The organism is Nocardioides sp., assembly GCF_964228225.1.
In the GTDB taxonomy this organism is placed as follows: Bacteria; Actinomycetota; Actinomycetes; order Propionibacteriales; family Nocardioidaceae; genus Nocardioides.
The window spans coordinates 13,989-32,629 of sequence record NZ_CAXQZB010000037.1; the positions used below are offsets into that span (position 1 = coordinate 13,989).

Here is an 18,641-nt window from a genome sequence, read left to right on the forward strand (position 1 = left end):
CGAAGGACGTCACCATGACCACGTTCGACACCTCCGTGACCGAGCAGCTGCCCGCTGTGCCGGTCTCCGCCTTCAAGCCCGCGGCCCTCGTGGCCGAGTCCGTCAACGCCTGGTTCGGCACCCACCACGTGCTGGCCGACGTCGACCTGACGATGGCCGCCGGCGAGGTGACCGCCCTCATCGGTCCCTCCGGCTGCGGCAAGTCCACCTTCCTGCGCACGCTGAACCGCATGCACGAGCTCGTGCCGGGCTCCTCGCTCTCGGGGCGGATCCTGCTCGACGGCGAGGACATCTACGACCCCGCCCGCCGTCCGATCGAGTCGCGCCGCCGCATCGGCATGGTGTTCCAGAAGGCCAACCCGTTCCCCACGATGTCGCTCTACGACAACGTCGTGGCCGGGATGAAGCTCACCGGCCGCAAGATCACCAAGGCCGAGACCGACGCGCTCGTCGAGCACAGCCTGCGCAGCGCGGGCCTGTGGGAGGAGGTCAAGAACCGCCTCGAGGCGCCGGGGTCGTCGCTCTCGGGTGGTCAGCAGCAGCGCCTGTGCATCGCCCGCGCCCTCGCGGTGCGTCCCGACGTGCTGCTCATGGACGAGCCCTGCTCGGCCCTGGACCCCACCTCGACCCGCCGGGTGGAGGAGACCATCCGGGCGATCGCGGGCGAGGTCACGGTCGTGATCGTGACCCACAACATGCAGCAGGCCCGCCGCGTGAGCGACCACTGCGCCTTCTTCCTCGCAGCCCAGGGGCAGCCCGGCCACATCGTGGAGCAGGGCCGCACCGAGGACATCTTCGAGCGCCCGCGCGACGCGCGCACCGAGGACTACGTGAACGGTCGCTTCGGATGAGCGGCCCGTCGCAGGACGAGCTGGCCGGGCTCGACGGGCTCGGGGCCTCCTCGGGCCGCACCGGCAGCAACGCGCCCACGATCGTGGTCGAGAAGGCCCCCGAGCCGCGGGCGCCGGAGGGGCGCACGATCGCGCAGCGCCCCACCACCCAGGACCGGGCCTTCGTGCTCACCGCCCGCGGGGCGGCGGTCTCGACGCTGGTGATCATGCTGCTGATCGGCGTGTTCCTCACCCTCGGTGCCATGCCGGCGTTCCGGCAGCAGGGATTCGGCTTCCTGCTCGAGAACGAGTGGCTGCCCGAGGCGGGCAACTTCGGCATCGCCTCGCTGCTGTGGGGCACCTTCGTGGTCGGCCTGATCGCCCTGGTGGTCGGGTTCCCGATCGCGCTGGGGGCGGCCCTGTTCATCAGCGAGTTCGCTCCCCGGTCGCTGAAGAAGGCCCTGATCACCCTCACCGACCTGATGGCGGCCGTACCCGCGGTCATCTACGCCATCTGGGCGCTATTCTTCCTCCAGGAGCAGCTGCTCGGCGTGGCGCAGTGGCTCTCGACGACGCTGGACGGCCCGCTGGGCTTCCTCGCCGTCGCCGTGCCGGACTCGCCGTCGTCCTACACCTCCTCGGCGTTCATCGCCGGTGTGGCGGTGGGCGTCGTGATCATCCCGACGATGACCTCGGTCATGCGCGAGGTGTTCTCCCAGGCGCCGGTGGGCGAGCGCGAGGGCGCCATCGCGCTCGGCGCGACCCGCTGGGGCATGATCCGCGCGGTGGTGCTGCCGTTCGGTCGCGCCGGCATCATCGGCGGCACGATGCTCGGCCTGGGCCGCGCGCTCGGCGAGACCATCGTGGTGTTCGCGATCATCAGCCCGGTCTTCGACTTCACCACCAACCCGCTGGAGAGCGGCACCAACACGATCGCCGCCCACATCGCGATCCGGTACTCCGAGTCCAGCGGCATCGCGCTCGCGGGCCTGCTCGGCGCCGGCCTCGTGCTTTTCTTCTTCACCCTCACCATCAACACCCTCGCGGGCATCGTGGTGAGCCGATCGCGCTCCGGCGCCGCGACGGAGATCTGACGATGACGACCGTGTCCGGCCTCCCCGGCCAGTCCAGCCCGCCCGTGGGCTCCGCCCCCGTCCTCACCAAGGTCGACCCCGACGCGCCCCGACACCGGGTGGCCGCGGGTCCCCCGGTGCAGAAGGCGCCGCCCGCCAAGCGCTTCGGTGGGATCGACGCCGAGCTCGGGCAGCACGCCGTGCTGTCGCTGATCGGCTCGGTCTCGGTGGCCTGGCTGCTGTACGAGAACCTGCTGCCCACCTCGGGCGCGATCGGGTTCTGGCTGCTCGCCTACGCCCTGTTCCTCGGCTTCTTCGGGGTCATCAGCGCCACCACCCTGGACCGCGAGGGCGTGGTCGACCGCCTCATCGGCGCCGTCGTCAGCACCGCCGGTCTGGTGATGGTCGCCGCGCTCGGCGGGATCGTGCTGTTCACCTTCCTGCGCGGCAAGGGCGCCCTGGCCAACCTGAACTTCTTCACCGAGACCATGGCGCTCTACGGCCCCGACGCCCCGCTGGACAAGGGCGGCATCTACGCCGCCATGATCGGCACCTTCGAGCAGGTCGCGATCTCGGTGGTCGTCTCCGTGCCGCTCGGCATCGCCACCGCCGTCTACCTCAGCGAGGTGCGCGGCAAGCTGGCGCGGCTGGTGCGGATCGTGGTGGAAGCCATGACGGCGGTGCCCACGATCGTCGCGGGTCTGTTCATCTACGCCCTCGTGCTCATCCAGCTCGGGCGCGACGGCTCCGGCTTCGCGGCCGCGCTCGCGCTGTCGGTGAGCATGATCCCGGTCGTCACCACCACCGCCGAGGTGGTGCTGAAGCTGGTGCCCAACGGGCTGCGCGAGGCCTCGCTGGCGCTGGGCACCACCCAGTGGCAGACGGTGCGCAAGGTCGTCATCCCGACCGCGCGCCCGGGCCTGGTGACCGCCGTGCTGCTCGGTGTGGCCCGCGTGATCGGCGAGACCTCGCCGGTGCTCCTCGTGGCCGGCTTCACCAACGAGCTCAACTACAACGCCTTCAGCGGACCGCAGCTCTCGCTGCCGCTGTACGTGTTCAACGGCCTGCGCCAGCCCTTCGACGTCGCCATCGAGCGTGCGTTCGGCGCCGGCATCGTGCTGCTCAGCCTGGTCGTCATCTTCTTCGCCCTCGCCCGCATCATCGGCGGCCGCGCTCCGGGCGAGATGAGCCGACGCCAGCGCAAGAAGATCAACGCCCAGATGGCCGCCCTCGCCACCTCGACGTCCCAGGAGGACCCCCGATGAATCCGACCCGGCGGGCGCCCCGCCTGCGCTCCCTGCTCATGGCCGGCGCGATGCTGCTCTCCAGCACCGGCCTGACCCTGCTCGGTCCGGCTCCGGCCGCCCAGGCCGCCGACTACGTGCCGATCTCCGGCGCCGGCTCCACCTGGAGCCAGGTGGCGGTCGACGCGTGGCGTGCCGACGTGCGCGCCTCCGGCGTGGTCGTGAACTTCGCCGGCACCGGCTCGACCGACGGTCGCTCGCAGTACATCCAGGGCACCGTCGACTTCGCCAACACCGAGATCCCGTTCCAGAACCCGCCCGAGCCCGGCCAGCAGGCCGAGATCCCCTCGCGCGACTTCGCCTACCTGCCGATCGTGGCCGGTGGGACCTCGTTCATGTACAACCTCACCCTCGGTGGCCAGCGCGTGCGCGACCTGCGGCTCTCGGCCGCCACGCTCGCCGGCATCTTCACCGGGGAGATCACCCGGTGGAGCGACGACCGGATCACCGAGGACTACGGCAAGAAGCTGCCCGACATCCCGATCATCCCGGTCGTGCGCTCCGACGGCGCCGGCGCCTCGGCGCAGTTCAGCCTCTACATGCGCAGCCAGGCCCCCGACATCTACTGCCCCTTCATCCGCGAGAAGCTGCGCCTGGGCGGCAACGACTGCCCGAGCGTGTCGTTCTACCCCGCGTTCGGCTCCTCCAAGGCCCAGGTGGGCTCCAACGGTGTGGCCAACTACGTCGCGGCCGACTACGGCACCGGTTCGATCGGGTACGTCGAGTACGCCTACGCCAAGCGCATCGACTTCCCCGTCGCGGGTCTGCTGAACAAGGCCGGGTACTACGCCCAGCCCACCGCCGGCAACGTGGCGGTGGCGCTCACCAAGGCCAAGATCAACCCCGACCTCACCCAGAACCTGGAGTCGGTCTACACCAACCCCGACCCGCGGGCCTACCCGATGTCGAGCTACAGCTACATGGTCGTGCCGACCTCGACCGACGCGCCGTTCAACGCCGACAAGGGCCGCACGCTCTCGACGTTCATCAACTACTTCCTCTGCACGGGCCAGCAGAAGGCCGACATCCTCGGCTACTCCCCGCTGCCGAAGAACCTGGTGGAGGCGGGCTTCAAGCAGGTCAAGCGGATCCCGGGCTTCGTCGCCCCGCCGGCCATCAGCAAGTGCGACAACCCGGCGCTGGACATCCTCACCTCCGCCCCCGCCCCCGACCCGTGCTCGAAGAAGGGCGCGACGTGCGCGCCCGGTGAGGGCGACCCGGCCGGCGACACCGGCGGGGACGACACCGGCAACAACGGTGGCGGCACCGGCGGCGACACCGGCGGCGACGGTGGCACCGGCACCACCGGGGGTGGTGACGGCACCGGCACCGGCACCACCGGCAACGGCGGCACCGACGTGCCCGGCGTCGACGGCGCGCCCGGCGGCGACGGCGCCCCCGTGGTGGACCCCGTCACCGGCCAGGTCGTGTCCGGCGACGGCACCACCACCACGGCCGCCGGCCTCACCGGTGTGCCCGGCGCCCCGCAGACCGTGGACGGCACCCGCACCGGTGACGGCCCCGCCCTGGGGTGGCTCACGGCGCTGATGCTGCTGCTCGTCGTCGTCGCGCCACCGCTGCTGTGGCGGCGGATGCAACGCCCCTGACGCAGCTCCTCGGCGACCGTGGACCCCCACGGTCGTCGAGGAGACGCCCCGGCGCCGTCACGAGGTGCGGTGGGGTGGAGGTCGGTCGTGGGTGACGACGCTCTGGCGGGTGCTGGCGCCTCGTGACGCTCGCTGGCGCTCGCTCCTCGACGACCGTCAGTGGCTCGTTCGTCGAGGAGGCGCTCCAACGCCGTGACGTGGTGGGCCTTTCCCCCTCGTTCGTCGAGGAGGCGCTCCAGCGCCGTCACGAGACGCGGTGAGACGGCCGTCGGCCTCGGGCGAGGCGCCGGCGGGGGGATCAGTCGGAGGCGAGGGGGAGCAGGACGTCGAACGCGGCGCCGCCGGTGGGCGGGCTCGCGGCCGCGACGACGTCGCCGCCCACCGAGCGCGCCACCCGCCGGGCCAGCGGGAGCCCGAGGCCGGTGGACCCGGCGCCGCTGTGGCCGGGGATGAACAGGTCCTCGGGGGCGGCGGTGACCCCCGGGCCGTCGTCGGTGATGCGCAGGCGCAGCAGGTCGCCCTCGAGGGTGCCGGTGAGCTCCACCGCATCCCCGTGGCGCAGCGCGTTCGCCAGCACCGGGGCGAGCGCGCGCACGGCGAGCGCGCCGGGCACGCGGAGCAGCACGTCGGGGACCGGGCCGAGCGCGACGCGGTCGGCGTCGTCGCTGAAGCGCACCGCCTCGGCCACCATCGCGGGGGCCGCGCACAGGCCCTCGGTGGACCCGCCCCCGGAGCGGGCCAGGTCGAGCAGGCTGGTCATCGTGGCCGCCATCGTGCGGGTGGCCGCCAGCATCTCGGCGACGTCCTCGCGGGTCTCCTCGTCGAGGTCCGCGCGCAGCGCGAGCAGGTCGAGGGTCCCGTGCAGCACGGTGAGCGGCGTGCGCAGCTCATGCGCGAGCTCGGCGGTGAGGCGCTGCTCGGCCCGGATCGCGCCGGCCACCCGGCCCAGCAGCCCGTCCAGGGTGGCGCCGAGGGCGCGGATCTCGTCGGTGGGCGGGCCGAGGCCGAAGCGACGCTCGAGGTCGGTGCTGCTCCACTCCTGCGCGGTGGCCGCCATCGCCGCGACCGGGGCCAGCGCGCGGCGCCCCGTCCAGGCGGCGACGCCGACGGAGACCGCGACGAGCAGGGCGCCGGCGGTGAGGGAGATGAGCAGGGCCGTCGACTCCCCGGACTCGTAGGGGTCGCGCGGCTCGCTCACCACCACGACGCCGGCGGCGCCGTCGGGGGTCGTGAACGGCAGTGCACGTGCCTGGTAGCGGTCGTCGCGGCTGCGGTCCACCGGCTCCGTCGACGTGGCGAGCTCGGCGAACAGCCGCTGCTCGGCCGGCGGCGGGCTGCCGGCCACCGCACGGCCGGTGGCGTCGTAGACCACCACGCCCGGGGTGAGCAGCACCTCGGGCACCTGCAGCCGGCCGGCGTCGTCGGTGCGCACGCCGGCGGCCACGGCGTCGGCGCGCTCGCGCAGCACGCGGTCCAGCGTCGTGCCGGTGGCGGCGTCGAGCAGGAGGTGACCGACCACGACGAACAGCAGCGCCGCCAGACCGCTCATGAGGGCCGCGACGCCGATGAGGCGTCGTCGCAGGGTCGGCTGCGCGGCGGTGGCGCGCGGGCTCATCCGCGCTCCAGGCGGAAGCCGACGCCCCGCACGGTGGCGATGCGCGCCGAGGCGTCGGCCTCGGCGAGCTTGCCGCGGATCCGGCGCAGGTAGCTGTCGACGGTGTTCTCGGCCACGATCGCGCCCTCGGGCCAGGCGGCGGCCACGACGACGCGGCGGCGCACGACCTCGCCCGGCCGGCTCAGGATCGCGGCCAGCATCCGGTACTCGGTGGGGCTGAGCACCGCGGTGCCGTCGGGGCCGGTCACCGCGTGGGCGGCGGGGTCGAGCGCGACCCCGCCCGTGTCGGCGTCGGCGGCCCCGGCCGGCGGTGCGGGGCGGGCACGTCGGGCGAGCACCTCCAGGCGGGCCAGCAGCTCGGCGAGCGCGAACGGCTTGACGAGGTAGTCCTCCGCGCCCGCGGCGAAGGCCTGGAGCTTGTCCTCCAACCCGCCCAGGGCGGTGAGGAAGAGCACCGGGGCGGTCTGCCCGGCGGCGCGCAGGGCCTGGGCGACGTCGCGTCCGTCGGCGTCGGGCAGGCCGATGTCGAGCACGATCGCGTCGAGGGTGGCCGGGCCGAGCAGCCGCAGCGCCTCACCGCCGTCGTGGGCCACGACCACCCGGTGGCCGGCCCGTTCGAGCCCGCGGCGCAGCAGCTGCCGGATGGCCGGGTCGTCCTCGCAGACGCCGACCGTGCACGCGACCGGGGGCGAGGACGTCACCGGACCAGTGTGGCCCAGGACGTCCTCGCCCCCGGTGCGAGGTGCGGGTGTGGCGACGGCGGTCAGTCGTCGTCGCCGTCGGCGGGCTGGGCGCCGCTGGAGCTGGACACCTCGCCCTTCCAGACCGACTTCGCGCCGGAATCGCCCACGCGGTAGACCTGCACGGCCGTGGCGGCGGCGAACACGACGACGGCGGCTGCGACCGCGATCGGCAGCCACGTGGGCAGCGCCGAGGCGGTGGCGGGGGACTCGGCGTCGGCGGCGGCGGCCTTGCGGCGCTCGAGCAGCACCAGCGCGACGGTGAAGATCAGCAGCGGCAGCGCGAACCAGATCAGCTGCTCGCCCTTCTCCGCGTGGCCGTAGGCGGGGTCGCCGACGCGCTCCTCCAGCTTCTCGCCGCTGGACGTGGCCACGGGGATCAGTACGGTGCCCACCGCGGTGATCGCGATCAGCAGCGGACCGAACGTCACCCGCCACTGCGGACGGACGACGAGGGCGATCGCGCCGATCACGGCCATCGGCAGCAGGACGGCGACGGCGTGCACCACCAGCGGGTGCACCGGCAGTCCGTTGATGAGGTCGAACACGACTCCTCCTCCTGCGCCCGGGCACCTCCCGGGTCACGAGGGTGAGTCTGTCCCCTGCGACCTGCCAGGAACCTGACTGTCGCCGACCGCGGCGTGTCGGGCCGCGGGCGGATCAGGCGGGGGTGCCGCCGGGCACGTCGAGCACGACCTCGAACTCCAGCAGGCTCGCCCCGCTCGAGACCGGCTGCTGGGGGGCCTGGCCCGGCTCGGCGGCGTGGGCCGCGCGGGCGTCGCCGTCGCGCCAGGCCTCGAAGCTGGCGTCGTCCTGCCAGTGGGTCACCACGAAGTAGCGGTCCTCGCCCGCCACCGGGCGCAGCAGCTGGAAGCCGAGGAAGCCCGGCGTGCCCTCCACCGCGCCGGCCCGCGCCGCGAACCGGCGCTCGAGCTCGGGACCCGCCTGCGGCGGCACGGCGATGGCGTTGATCTTCACGACCGGCATGGGATCAGCCTAGGACCCCTCCGGCTGCTCGCTGTCGCCCGAACCTCCCCAGCCCCCCGGTGGGGCCGAGCGACGGTTTGCTCGGTCAGCCGAGCAAACTGTCGGTTTCGGGCCCCGGGCGACGGCGTGTCGGACAGTTTGCTCGGCCAGCCGAGCAAACTGTCGCGCGGCGACCGACCCTCAGCCGTCCACAGCGGGCGGGGCGGGGGTGTGGTCCACAGCCTCGGCGGTGCGGACCCGGTCGGTGGGGTCGCTGTGCACGGTGTCGGTGCCGGGCCGCCGCGGGCGATGTCGACGCCGCCGTCGAGGGTGTCGAGGACGTCGTCGCCCGGTCCGCCGTCCACCTCGTCGCGACCCGGCCCGCCGACGACGACGTCGTCGTCCTCGAGGCCGAGCAGCCGGTCGCGGCCGGGGCCGCCGTCGATGTCGTCGGCGCCCGGACCGGTGCGCCCCAGGTCGGGTCCGGCGCCGGTGCGCACGACGTCGTCGCCCAGCGCCCCGTTCACGACGTCGGGCCCGGGGCCGAGCAGCAGCACGTCGTCGCCGGCGTCGGCCAGCACCGTGACGCCGATGCGGGCGGGCAGCGCGGTGGTGTCGACGACGTCGTCGCCGAGGCGGGGGGCGATGAGCACGCGCAGCCCTCCGGGGCCGGCGGGCGACGGGAGGGGGCACTCGGCGGCGATGCCGACCTGACCGGGTTCGGCGAGCGCGGTGCAGGCGGGGTCGAGCACCCGCCACTGCAGCGTGCCGGGGTCGGTGACGCGCAGCTGGCCGGCGTCGGTGAGGGAGAGGGTGAGGCGGGAGTCCTGCAGGCCGGCGCGCAGGGTGAACCCGGAGTCGGTGACCGTCAGCTCGGCCCAGCGTCGGGGCGGGTCCTCGCCCGCCGCCACCGTCGGCGCCACCGCACCGGGGCCGGTCGCCGCGCCGAGGACGGCGAGACCGAGGGACACGACGCGCAGGGGGATCACCCGCTCAGGGTAGGCGCCGGCACCCGGGTGGCGCCTAGGGTCGAGGGCATGAGCGAGACCCCCGACCTGGTGGCCATCGAGGCCACGCGCGACCGGCTCCGCGACCAGTACCTGCGTCCGCCCGGCGAGCGCCCCGCCTCCACCGCCCGCGGCCTGCACCACACCGCGCTCATCAGCAGCGACGTGGAGGCCACGATCCGCTTCTACCAGGAGCTGCTCGGCTTCCCCCTCACCGAGCTGGTGGACAACCGCGACTACCCCGGCTCGACGCACTTCTTCTTCGACATCGGCCACGGCAACCTGCTGGCCTTCTTCGACTTCCCGGGCCTGGACGTCGGGCCCTACGCCGAGGTGCGCGGCGGGCTGCACCACTGCGCGATCTCCGTGGACCCCGAGCGCTGGCAGGAGATCGTGGCGCGCCTGGAGCAGGCCGGGGTCGAGCACGTCGTGCACAGCGGCGTCTCGGTCTACTTCACCGACCCCGACGGCGCCCGCATCGAGCTGATCGCCGATCCGCTCGGGGAGATGTACGGCCTGAAGGTGCTCTGAGGCGCCTGCGGCGCACGCGCGTCCACGCCGGGAGGGTGTCCGTCAGGTAAGCCACACCTCAGTGTGCATAGGCTTGCCTTACCCTGTGAGGGTGATGAGCGCCCCGCAGACCCGCGAGCCGTCCCTGGTGGACCTCGCGCGCTGGGGCGACCGCGCGGCCCTGATCGACGACGACGGACCGCTCTCCTACGCCGATCTCGCGGCCGCGGTGCACCGGCGCGCGCAGGTCCTGGCCGCCGAGCCACGCCGGGCGCGCGCACTCGCGCCGGCGCCCACCCGGGCGTTCGTGACCGAGTACCTCGCCCACCTGCAGTCGGCGCAGCCCGTGCTGCTCACCCACGACGACGCCCTCACCGCGCGCTTCCTCGACGACGCCGACGCGCCCGCGCCGCACCCCGACCTGCGGCTGCTCCTGGGCACCTCCGGCTCCACCGGGTCGCCCCGCCTGGTGCGGCTCTCCCGCACCAACCTGGAGTCCAACGCCGCGGCGATCGCCGCCGCCCTCGGCCTCGACGAGACCGACCGCGTGCTGCTCACCCTCCCGCTGGACTACTGCTACGGGCTCTCGGTCCTGCACAGCCACCTGCTCGTCGGCGCGGCCGTGGTGCTGCACCCGGGGTCGGTGCTCGACGCCGGGCTGTGGTCCCACGCCCGCGCCGCGGGGGTCACCTCCTTCCCGGCGGTGCCCCACACCCTCGACCTGCTCGACCGCGTCGGGTGGCCCGACCTGCCGCTGCGCCGCGTCACCCAGGCCGGCGGCCGGCTCGCCCCGGAGCGGGTGCTCGCCCTGGCACGCACCGCCCGCCGCGACGGCTGGGACCTGGTGGTGATGTCCGGCCAGACCGAGGCCACCGCCCGGATCGCCGTGCTCCCGCCCGAGCTCGCCGCGGTGCACCCCGACGCCGTGGGCTACGCCGTGCCCGGCGGTCGGGTGCACTTGGCGGAGGTCCCCGCCGAGGACGGCGGCGCCCCGGGGGTCGGCGAGCTCGTCGTCGAGGGCCCGCACGTGATGATGGGCTACGCCACGACCGCCGCCGACCTCGCCCGCGGCCCCGAGGTGGCCGCGCTCGCCACGGGCGACCTCGCCACGATCGACCCCGACGGCCTGGTGCGCGTGGTCGGACGCCGGGCCCGCCGCGCCAAGGTGTTCGGGGTGCGCCTGGACCTCGACCACCTCGAGCACCGGCTGCGCGAGGAGCTGCCCGACCTCGCCTGGGCCCACGCCGTCGCCCTGCCCGACGACGCCGGCGTCGGCGTGCTGCACGGCCCGGGCGCCGAGCCGGTGGAGGTGCGCCGCGTGGTCGCCGAGCTGGCCGACCTGCCCGCCCACCGGGTGGAGGCACGCGGCGCCGACCAGCCGCCCCGCCGGCCCAACGGCAAGCCCGACCAGCCCGCCATCGCCGCGCTGCTGTCGGCGGCCCCCGCCGCCCCGATCGGCCCGGGGGACTCCGACGACCCCCACGCCCCCGACGACGTGCTCACCGCCGTGCGCCGCGCCGTCGCGGAGGTCCTCGAGCTGCCGCTGGAGACCGTGACCCCGGAGTCGGCGTTCGCCGGTCTGGGCGGTGACTCCCTGTCCTTCGTGGAGGCCAGCGTGCGCCTGGAGCGGCTGCTCGGCGCCCTGCCGCTGGACTGGCCCCGTCTCACCTGGCGCGAGCTCGTGCACCGCACCGCCGCCCCGACGACCCCGACGACCCCGCGGGGCCCGGCCGACGCCCCCGGCCGCTGGGCGCGCCTGGAGACCGCGGTGGTGCTGCGCGCGCTCGCGATCGTGCTCGTCGTCGGCTCCCACACCGACCTGTTCACGCTCAAGGGCGGCGCCCACGTGCTGCTGGCAGTCGCGGGCGCCGGGTTCGCGCGGTTCCTGCTGCCCGTCCCCGCCGCGGAGCGTCCCCGCCGCGCCGCCCGCGCGCTGGCCCGGATCCTGGTGCCCGCGGTCCTGTGGATCGGCGTGGTCACGGTGGTCACCGGCTCCTACTCCTGGGCCGCGGTGCTGCTCGTGGAGTCGCTGGTCGACTCCTCCTGGGACGAGCAGTGGCACTACTGGTTCCTCGAGGTGCTCCTGCAGGCCACCGTGCTCAGCGTGGGCCTGCTCGCGATCCCGGCCGTCGCCCGCGCCGAGCGCCGCGATCCTGCGCGGGTGGCGCTCACGGTGCTGGCCGTGGCGGCGTTGGCCCGCTGGACCGAGTACCTGCTGCCCTGGCGCGACCACATCCACTCCCTGCCCTGGACGGCGTGGCTGTTCGCCGCCGGCTGGGCGGCCGTGGTGGTGCGCACCCGTCGTCAGCGCGTCGTCCTCACCGTGCTGGTGCTGCTCGCCGCGGCCGACTTCGTGGTCCTGCCCCGACTCAGCGTCATCACCCTCGGTGTGCTGCTGCTGGTGTGGTGCCCCACCCTGCGCTGGCCGCGCGCGCTCGTGCCCGCCACCGCCGCCCTGGCCGCGGCCTCGCTGTGGACCTACCTCACCCACTGGCAGATCTACCCCTGGTTCGAGACCCGGTGGCCGCTGGGCGGCCTGCTCGCCTCGCTCACGGTGGGACTGCTGATCACCGCCGCCGAGCGGCGCTGGGGCCCGACCCGCCGCACCACTCCCGACCTCCGCACCACCCGTCCCGTCCCCGAACGACCGACCCGAGAGGCGCTGCGATGACGCACCCCTTCCCCCGACACCGCCGGCTGCCGCTGCTGGCCGCCGCGCTCGTGGCGGCCCCCCTGCTCACCGGCTGCGGGCTGTTCACCGACCCCGACCTGGTCGTGTACTCGGGCCGCAACGAGACCCTGGTGGGCCCGGTGATCGAGCGGTTCGAGCAGGAGAGCGGGCTCGACGTCGAGGTGCGCTACGGCGACACCGCCGAGCTCGCCGCGCAGCTGCTGGAGGAGGGCGACGCCAGCTCGGCCGACGTCTTCTTCTCCCAGGACGCCGGGGCGCTGGGGGCGCTCACCGCCGAGGGCCTGCTCGCCGAGCTGCCCGCCGAGACGCTGGGCCGGGTGCCGGCGCAGTTCGCGAGCGAGGAGGGCACCTGGGTCGGGATCACCGGCCGCTCCCGCGTGGTGGCCTACGACCCCGACGCCGTGGCGCTGGCCGACCTGCCCGACGACGTGCTGGAGTTCGCCGAGCCGCAGTGGGCCGGCCGCGTGGGCATCGCCCCCACCAACGCCTCCTTCCAGTCCTTCGTCACCGCGCTGCGCCTCACCGAGGGCGAGGACGTCGCCCGCACCTACCTGGAGGACCTGCAGGACAACGACGTGCAGCTGTTCGACAACAACCTCGCCGCGCTCGACGCGCTCGAGGCGGGCGAGGTCGACGTCGCCCTCATCAACCACTACTACGTCACCGCCCGGCGCGCCGAGCTGGGCGCGGAGAACGTGCGCACCCAGCTGAAGTTCCTGCCGCCGGGCACCGCCGGCGCTCTGGTGAACGTCGCCGGCGTCGGTCTGCTCGCGGACGCCGAGGACCCCGAGGGCCACGGCCAGGAGTTCCTCGACTTCCTGCTCTCGGACCAGACCCAGACCGAGTTCGTGGAGCGCACCGGCGAGTACCCCCTCACCGGCGTGCCCGGGCCCGAGGGCGTGCCGTCGCTGGAGGAGCTCGGCGCCGGCGCCGGCGTGCAGCTCAGCGAGCTGGCCTCCCTCGACGTCACGCTCGACCTGCTCACCGAGGTGGGGCTGATCTGAGCACGCTGCTGACCCCCTCCCGCACACCCGCGACGGCCCGGCCGCCGCGGGTGCTGCTGCTCGCCGCCGTGGTGAGCGTCGTCGCCGTCGCGCTGCCGTTCGTCTACCTGGTGCTGCGCACCACCCAGGCGGGCTGGGGCGAGATCGGCCCGCTGATCTGGCGCGAGCGCACCGGCACCCTGGCCCTCAACTCCGTGCTGCTGTGCGTCTCGGTGTCGCTGGGCTCGCTGCTGCTGGGCGTGCCCACCGGCTGGCTCATCTCCCGCACCCGGCTGCCCGGCCTGGGGTGGTGGCGGGTGCTGGCCGCGCTGCCGCTGGCGGTGCCCTCCTACGTCGGCGCCTACGCCTGGCTCAGCCTGGTGCCGGGCCTGGACGGCTACCTCGGCGCCACCCTGGTCCTGACGCTGGTCTCCACCCCCTACGTCACGCTGCCCGTGGCCGCCGCGCTGCGGCGCGCCGACACCGACGTCGAGGACGTCGCCCGCACCCTGGGCCGCTCTCCGGTGGTGGCGGCGTGGTCGACGCTCATGCCGCAGGCCGCCCCGGCCGCGGGCGCGGGCGCCCTGCTCGCCGCGCTCTACACCCTCAGCGACTTCGGTGCGCCCGCGCTGATGCGCTACGAGGTCTTCACCCTCGGCATCCGCAACGCCTACCGGGTGGGCTTCGACCGCACCCTCGCCGCCGTGCTCGCCCTGCTGCTCGCCGCGCTGGCGCTGGTGGTCGTGCTGGTCGAGCGCGCGTGCCGCGGCGGGGCGCAACGCCGTCAGGCCGCCGCCGCGGGGGCGCGGCCGGCGCCGCCGCGCGAGCTGGGTCGAGGCCGGCTCCCCGCGATGGTGTTCCTGGGGGTCGTCGGCGCCGCCGGCGTCGGGGTGCCGGCGGTGGCGCTCCTGGTGCAGATGGGGGCCTCGTTGTCGGCCGGGGTGGTCTGGGACGACCTGATCGCGGCCACCGGCGCCACCCTGGTGCTCAGCGTGGCCGGCGGGCTGCTCACCCTCGTGCTCGCCCTGCCCATCGGTGCCCTGGCGGCCCGCTACCGCGGCCGCACGGTGGCGGTCGTGGAGTCGGCGTCCTACCTCGGCAACGCGCTGCCCGGCATCGTGGTCGGTCTCGCGCTGGTGTTCATGACCGTCACCCTCGTGCCGGCGCTCTACCAGACCGCCTTCGCGCTGGCGGCGGCCTACGCGGTGATGTTCCTGCCCAAGGCGGTGGGGGCGGTGCGCGCCGCGCTGGGCCAGGTGCCGCGCGAGGTCGAGGACGTCGCCCGCACCCTGGGCCGCGGACCCGTGCGGGTGTGGGTGGGCGTCACCGCCCGCATCGCCTCCCCGGGCGTGCTCGCCGGGCTGCTGCTCGTCGTCGTCACGGCGATGAAGGAGCTGCCCGCCACCCTGCTGCTGCGCCCCCTCGGCGTCGACACCCTCGCCACCGAGCTGTGGACCGCCACGGGGGTGGGCGCCTACGGCCAGGCCGCGCCGTACGCGGTGGCCCTGATCCTGCTCGCCGCCGGACCCGCGTACCTGCTCTCGCGGCCGGAGCGGGATGCTGGGGACCGTGAGTGACGTCGAGCTGCGCGGGCTGGAGGCCGGCTACGGCGCCGCGCCGGTGCTGCGCGGCGTCGACCTCACCGTGCCCTCGGGCACCATCGCGGCCGTCCTGGGGCCCTCCGGCTCGGGCAAGTCGACGCTGCTGCGCGTGCTCGCCGGGCTCCACCGCGCCAGCGCCGGGCAGGTGCGCCTGGGCGACGTCGTCGTGGACGACGTGCGCTCGGTCGTGCCCCCCGAGCGGCGCGGAGTCGGTCTGGTGCCGCAGGCGGGGGCGCTGTTCCCCCACCTCGACGTGCGGCGCAACGTCGCCTACGGGCTGACCTCCACCGGTCGCGGGCGGGCGCGGGGCCGCGACGACGTGGGTGCCCGGGTGGCCGAGCTGCTCGAGCTCACCGGTCTGGGCGACCTCGCCGACCGGATGCCGCACCAGCTCTCGGGCGGTCAGCGGCAGCGGGTGGCGCTGGCCCGCGCGCTGGCCCCGGCCCCGGCGCTCGTGCTGCTTGACGAGCCCTTCAGCGCCCTGGACGCCTCGCTGCGCACCAGCCTGCGCGCGGAGGTCCACCGCATCCTGCGCGAGACCGGCGCCACCGCCCTGCTCGTCACCCACGACCAGGACGAGGCGCTGGGCTTCGCCGACCTGCTGGCCGTCATGGACGCCGGCCGCTTCGAGCAGGTGGCCCCGCCGGCGGTCGCCTACGCCGAGCCGGCCACCCGCTGGGTCGCCACCTTCCTCGGCGACGCCACCCTGCTGCCCGGTGAGCGGCGCGGCGACCGGGTGCGCTGCGCCCTCGGCGACCTCACGGTGTCCGGTGACGCCCCCGACGGCGCCGTCGAGGTGCTGCTGCGCCCCGAGCAGGTCGCGCTCGGGGCCCCTGCGGACCCCGGCCACACCGGCGTGGTGGTCGGGCGCGACTTCCACGGCCACGACGCCCTGCTCGAGGTCGACGTCACGCCCCCCGTCGCCCCCGGCGCGGCCCCGATCCGGCTGCGGGCCCGGGTGCTCGGCCCCCTGGCCCCCGCCCTGGGCGACCGGGTGGCCGTGGGCCTGCCCGCCGTCGTCCGCGCCCTCCCCGCCGTCTGAGTCCCCGCCGTTTCCCGTTGCAACTAGCGAAATGTGTAGCGCCCGCGGCGGGTACCGCGGTGCGGTGTGCACATTTCGCTAGTTGCAACGTCCCCTCAGCGACCACCGGCGGGGCGGGGGAGGAGGGCGGGGGCGAGGAAGGTGTCGAGGTGGTGCACGAGCGAGGCCCGGTCGTCGGGGTCGACGGCGCGGCCGGGGATGCTCACCAGCGACACCACGGTGCGCAGCACCCACTCGGCCGCCGCGTCCAGGTCCAGGTCGGCGGCGACGACGCCGGCGCGCCGGGCCTGCCCGAGCACGTCGACCCAGAAGCCGGCCAGCCCCGGCACCACCTCGTGGGTGTAGGTGCCGATCACCTCGGCGTAGGCCCGGGGCTCGGCCTCGGCGAGGTCGAGGGCGAGCGGGCCGAGCGGCGAGGCGCGGGCGGCGAGCACGGCCTCGGCCACCATCGCCGCCGGGCCCTGCGGCATCGCCGCCAGGACCCGCGCCCGCACGTCGTGCCACCACGCGGCGTCGCGGCGGATCAGCGCCGCCGAGAGCAGCGTGGGCTTGTCGGGGAAGAAGCGGTAGAGGTAGGCGCGCGACAGGCCCGCCTCGGCGGCGACGCCCGCCACCGTCGTGCGGCGGATGCCGTCGCGGCGCAGGCACACCTCGGCGGCGTCGAGGATCCGGTCGCGGGTGTCCTCGGCGACCCTCGGGGCGCTCACCGCAGCAGCAGGTCGGCCGGGTCGGGACGGCGCGTCCAGGACCAGTAGTCGACCAGGCGGAAGGGGTTGAGCACGTGCACGCGCCCCTCCTCGCCGCGGTAGTAGTTGTGCTCGATGTGCGGGGAGGCCCACACCGTCAGCGCAAGCTCCTCCTGGCAGCGGGCGTACCAGTCGTCGTAGGCGGCGGTGGTCGGTTCGAGGCTGCGACGGCCCTCCCCGAGCAGGCGCAGGCAGCCCATCACGTACTCCATCTCGCACTCGCTGGCGAAGATGATCGAGCCTCCGCTGGCGAGGTTGGTGCCCGGGCCGTAGAGCAGGAACAGGTTGGGGAAGCCGGGCACGGTGATGCCGAGGTGGGCGCGCGGCCGCGATCCCCAGGAGGCGCGCAGGTCCACGCCGTCGCGGCCGGTGATCGCCAGCGGCAGCAGCGGCTCGTTGGCGCGGAACCCCGTGGCCCAGACGACGACGTCGCACGGGTGCTCGACCCCGGCGGAGTCCACCACCCCGGTGGCGGTGAGGTGGGAGACGCCGGCGCGCACCAGGGTGACGTCGGGGCGGGTGAGGGTGCGCAGCCAGGAGCCGTCGTCCTGCAGGGTGCGCTTGCCGGTGGGCGGGTAGGTCGGCACGACCTGCGCCACGAGGTCGGGGTCGTCACCCACCTGGCTCACGATCCACTCGGTGAACATCTGGCGCACCAGCTCGTTCACCTCGCTCACGGCACGCTCCTGGCCGGGCCAGTCCGGGTCGACGCGGGCGGCCGCCAGCCCGGTGTCGCAGCTGGGGAAGAAGATCAGGAACCGGAACCAGCGGTCGTAGAACGGCAGGTGCCGCAGCGCCCACAGGGCACCGGGCGGCACGGCGTCGCGGTAGCCGGGGTTGGGGAACATCCACTGCGCGCTGCGCTGGACCACCGTCAGGTGGGCGACGTCGTCGGCGATCTCCGGCGCCACCTGGAAGCCCGTCGCGCCCGCCCCCACCATGACCACGCGCTTCCCGGTGAGGTCGACGTCGTGGCGCCAACGGGCGGTGTGCCACTGCGGGCCCGCGAAGTCGTTCGGCACCTCCGGGAGCAGGGGGGCGTGCAGGAGGCCGACGGCGCTGATGAGCGCCCGGCCGACGACGTCGTGGTCCCCCTCGCCGTCGCGCACGTGCACGATCCAGGTGCCGGCGTCGTCGTCCCAGGTGGCGCCGGTGACCTCCACGCCCAGGCGCAGCTGGGGGCCGAGGTCGTAGCGCGCCACGACCTGCTCGAAGTACGTGCGCAGCTCGGGCTGGCGGGCGAAGTACTCGGTCCAGTGGTGCGACGGCTCGAAGGAGTAGCAGTAGAAGTGGCTGCCGACGTCGACCCGGGCGCCGGGATAGGTGTTGTCGTGCCAGGTGCCGCCGACGCCGGGGTTCTTCTCCAGCACCACGAACGGGTGCCCGGCGCGCTGGAGTCGCACCGCGGCCAGCAGTCCCGACATCCCCGCGCCGATGACGACGACCGGCAGGTCGCCCGCCCCGGGCACGGGCTCGACCGGGGCGTCCGGTGCCGGCGCCGCGTCGCGGTCCAGCGCCAGTTCGGAGAGCATCAGCGGCACGTACTCCGGCCCCACCTCCGCGCCCACGACCAGCCCCATGAGCGCCACGAGCTCGTCCGCGGAGAGCGAGTCGGGCGCGGGCTCGCCGCGGTCGCGCCACCCGCCGATCACCTCCAGGCCCAGCGCCCGGCCGGCCGCGAGGGCGTCGGGGTCGAGGAAGCCCTGGTACTCGTTGAGCATCGAGCCCGCCGGCCGCACCGCGCCGGCCAGGACCCGCGCCCGCTGCTCGGGGGTGCCGAGGTGGGCGCACACCGCCAGCAGGGCGGGCACCGCCACGTCGGCGAGGTGGGCGGCGAGCTCGGCGTCGTCGGGGATCACGAGGCGGACAGTAGACACTCTGGGGAAAGTGTGTACAGAGGGGGAGGCTGGCCGCTAGCGTCGCGC

16 protein-coding genes are annotated in these 18,641 nt (G+C 74.8%); 9 read left to right on the plus strand and 7 right to left on the minus strand.

Annotated elements, in window-relative coordinates; genetic code table 11:
• Positions 1–14: 14 nt before the first annotated feature.
• From pstB to ACERUJ_RS08080, 4 genes are read left to right on the plus strand one after another with little or no spacing between them, the layout of a single operon-like run.
• Complete coding sequence (gene pstB, locus ACERUJ_RS08065) at positions 15–851, plus strand: phosphate ABC transporter ATP-binding protein PstB (RefSeq protein ID WP_370247990.1); 837 nt, start codon at positions 15–17, stop codon at positions 849–851.
• Positions 848–1,924 carry a phosphate ABC transporter permease subunit PstC gene (gene pstC / locus ACERUJ_RS08070; RefSeq protein ID WP_370247991.1) on the plus strand — a complete coding sequence of 359 codons (1,077 nt, stop codon included), beginning with the start codon at positions 848–850 and terminating at the stop codon, positions 1,922–1,924. Before pstB ends, pstC begins: the two co-directional genes overlap by 4 nt.
• An 11-nt stretch (positions 1,925–1,935) precedes the next feature.
• A complete protein-coding gene (pstA, locus tag ACERUJ_RS08075; protein ID WP_370247992.1) occupies positions 1,936–3,168 on the plus strand; it encodes a phosphate ABC transporter permease PstA in 1,233 nt (410 codons plus the stop codon).
• Complete coding sequence (locus tag ACERUJ_RS08080) at positions 3,165–4,814, plus strand: phosphate ABC transporter substrate-binding protein PstS (protein WP_370247993.1); 1,650 nt, start codon at positions 3,165–3,167, stop codon at positions 4,812–4,814. Before pstA ends, ACERUJ_RS08080 begins: the two co-directional genes overlap by 4 nt.
• A gap of 298 nt (positions 4,815–5,112) precedes the next feature.
• Here ACERUJ_RS08080 and ACERUJ_RS08085 read toward each other — a convergent pair whose 3' ends face one another.
• The 5 genes from ACERUJ_RS08085 to ACERUJ_RS08105 form a co-directional block, all read right to left on the minus strand.
• Positions 5,113–6,429 carry a sensor histidine kinase gene (locus ACERUJ_RS08085; protein ID WP_370247994.1) on the minus strand — a complete coding sequence of 439 codons (1,317 nt, stop codon included), beginning with the start codon at positions 6,427–6,429 and terminating at the stop codon, positions 5,113–5,115.
• The gene (locus tag ACERUJ_RS08090; protein ID WP_370247995.1) at positions 6,426–7,130 is read right to left on the minus strand and encodes a response regulator transcription factor; all 705 of its coding nucleotides are present in this window, start codon (positions 7,128–7,130) and stop codon (positions 6,426–6,428) included. The genes ACERUJ_RS08085 and ACERUJ_RS08090 overlap by 4 nt, the downstream gene beginning before the upstream one ends.
• A 62-nt stretch (positions 7,131–7,192) precedes the next feature.
• Complete coding sequence (locus tag ACERUJ_RS08095) at positions 7,193–7,717, minus strand: DUF2231 domain-containing protein (protein WP_370247997.1); 525 nt, start codon at positions 7,715–7,717, stop codon at positions 7,193–7,195.
• A gap of 112 nt (positions 7,718–7,829) precedes the next feature.
• Complete coding sequence (locus ACERUJ_RS08100) at positions 7,830–8,156, minus strand: antibiotic biosynthesis monooxygenase (protein WP_370247998.1); 327 nt, start codon at positions 8,154–8,156, stop codon at positions 7,830–7,832.
• A complete protein-coding gene (locus ACERUJ_RS08105; protein ID WP_370247999.1) occupies positions 8,144–9,124 on the minus strand; it encodes a calcium-binding protein in 981 nt (326 codons plus the stop codon). The genes ACERUJ_RS08100 and ACERUJ_RS08105 overlap by 13 nt, the downstream gene beginning before the upstream one ends.
• Positions 9,125–9,172: 48 nt before the next feature.
• On the opposite strand from ACERUJ_RS08105, the gene ACERUJ_RS08110 reads away from it, so the two are divergent.
• The 5 genes from ACERUJ_RS08110 to ACERUJ_RS08130 all read left to right on the plus strand — a co-directional run bounded on the left by ACERUJ_RS08110 (position 9,173) and on the right by ACERUJ_RS08130 (position 15,970).
• A complete protein-coding gene (locus ACERUJ_RS08110) occupies positions 9,173–9,673 on the plus strand; it encodes a VOC family protein (RefSeq protein ID WP_370248000.1) in 501 nt (166 codons plus the stop codon).
• A 94-nt stretch (positions 9,674–9,767) separates the two neighbouring features.
• Entirely contained in the window at positions 9,768–12,323 is a 2,556-nt protein-coding gene (locus ACERUJ_RS08115) for an AMP-binding protein (RefSeq protein WP_370248001.1), read from the plus strand.
• Positions 12,320–13,348 carry an iron ABC transporter substrate-binding protein gene (locus ACERUJ_RS08120; protein ID WP_370248002.1) on the plus strand — a complete coding sequence of 343 codons (1,029 nt, stop codon included), beginning with the start codon at positions 12,320–12,322 and terminating at the stop codon, positions 13,346–13,348. The genes ACERUJ_RS08115 and ACERUJ_RS08120 overlap by 4 nt, the downstream gene beginning before the upstream one ends.
• A 50-nt stretch (positions 13,349–13,398) precedes the next feature.
• Positions 13,399–14,904, plus strand: a complete 1,506-nt coding sequence (locus ACERUJ_RS08125; RefSeq protein ID WP_370248003.1) for an ABC transporter permease — start codon at positions 13,399–13,401, stop codon at positions 14,902–14,904.
• The gene (locus tag ACERUJ_RS08130; protein WP_370248004.1) at positions 14,897–15,970 is read left to right on the plus strand and encodes an ABC transporter ATP-binding protein; all 1,074 of its coding nucleotides are present in this window, start codon (positions 14,897–14,899) and stop codon (positions 15,968–15,970) included. The genes ACERUJ_RS08125 and ACERUJ_RS08130 overlap by 8 nt, the downstream gene beginning before the upstream one ends.
• A gap of 95 nt (positions 15,971–16,065) precedes the next feature.
• Here ACERUJ_RS08130 and ACERUJ_RS08135 read toward each other — a convergent pair whose 3' ends face one another.
• Positions 16,066–16,677: a TetR/AcrR family transcriptional regulator gene (locus ACERUJ_RS08135; RefSeq protein ID WP_370248005.1), complete on the minus strand. Its 612-nt coding sequence runs from the start codon at positions 16,675–16,677 to the stop codon at positions 16,066–16,068.
• Positions 16,674–18,575, minus strand: coding sequence for an FAD-dependent oxidoreductase (locus ACERUJ_RS08140; RefSeq protein ID WP_370248006.1), 1,902 nt, complete (start codon positions 18,573–18,575; stop codon positions 16,674–16,676). The genes ACERUJ_RS08135 and ACERUJ_RS08140 overlap by 4 nt, the downstream gene beginning before the upstream one ends.
• Positions 18,576–18,641: the final 66 nt, after the last annotated feature.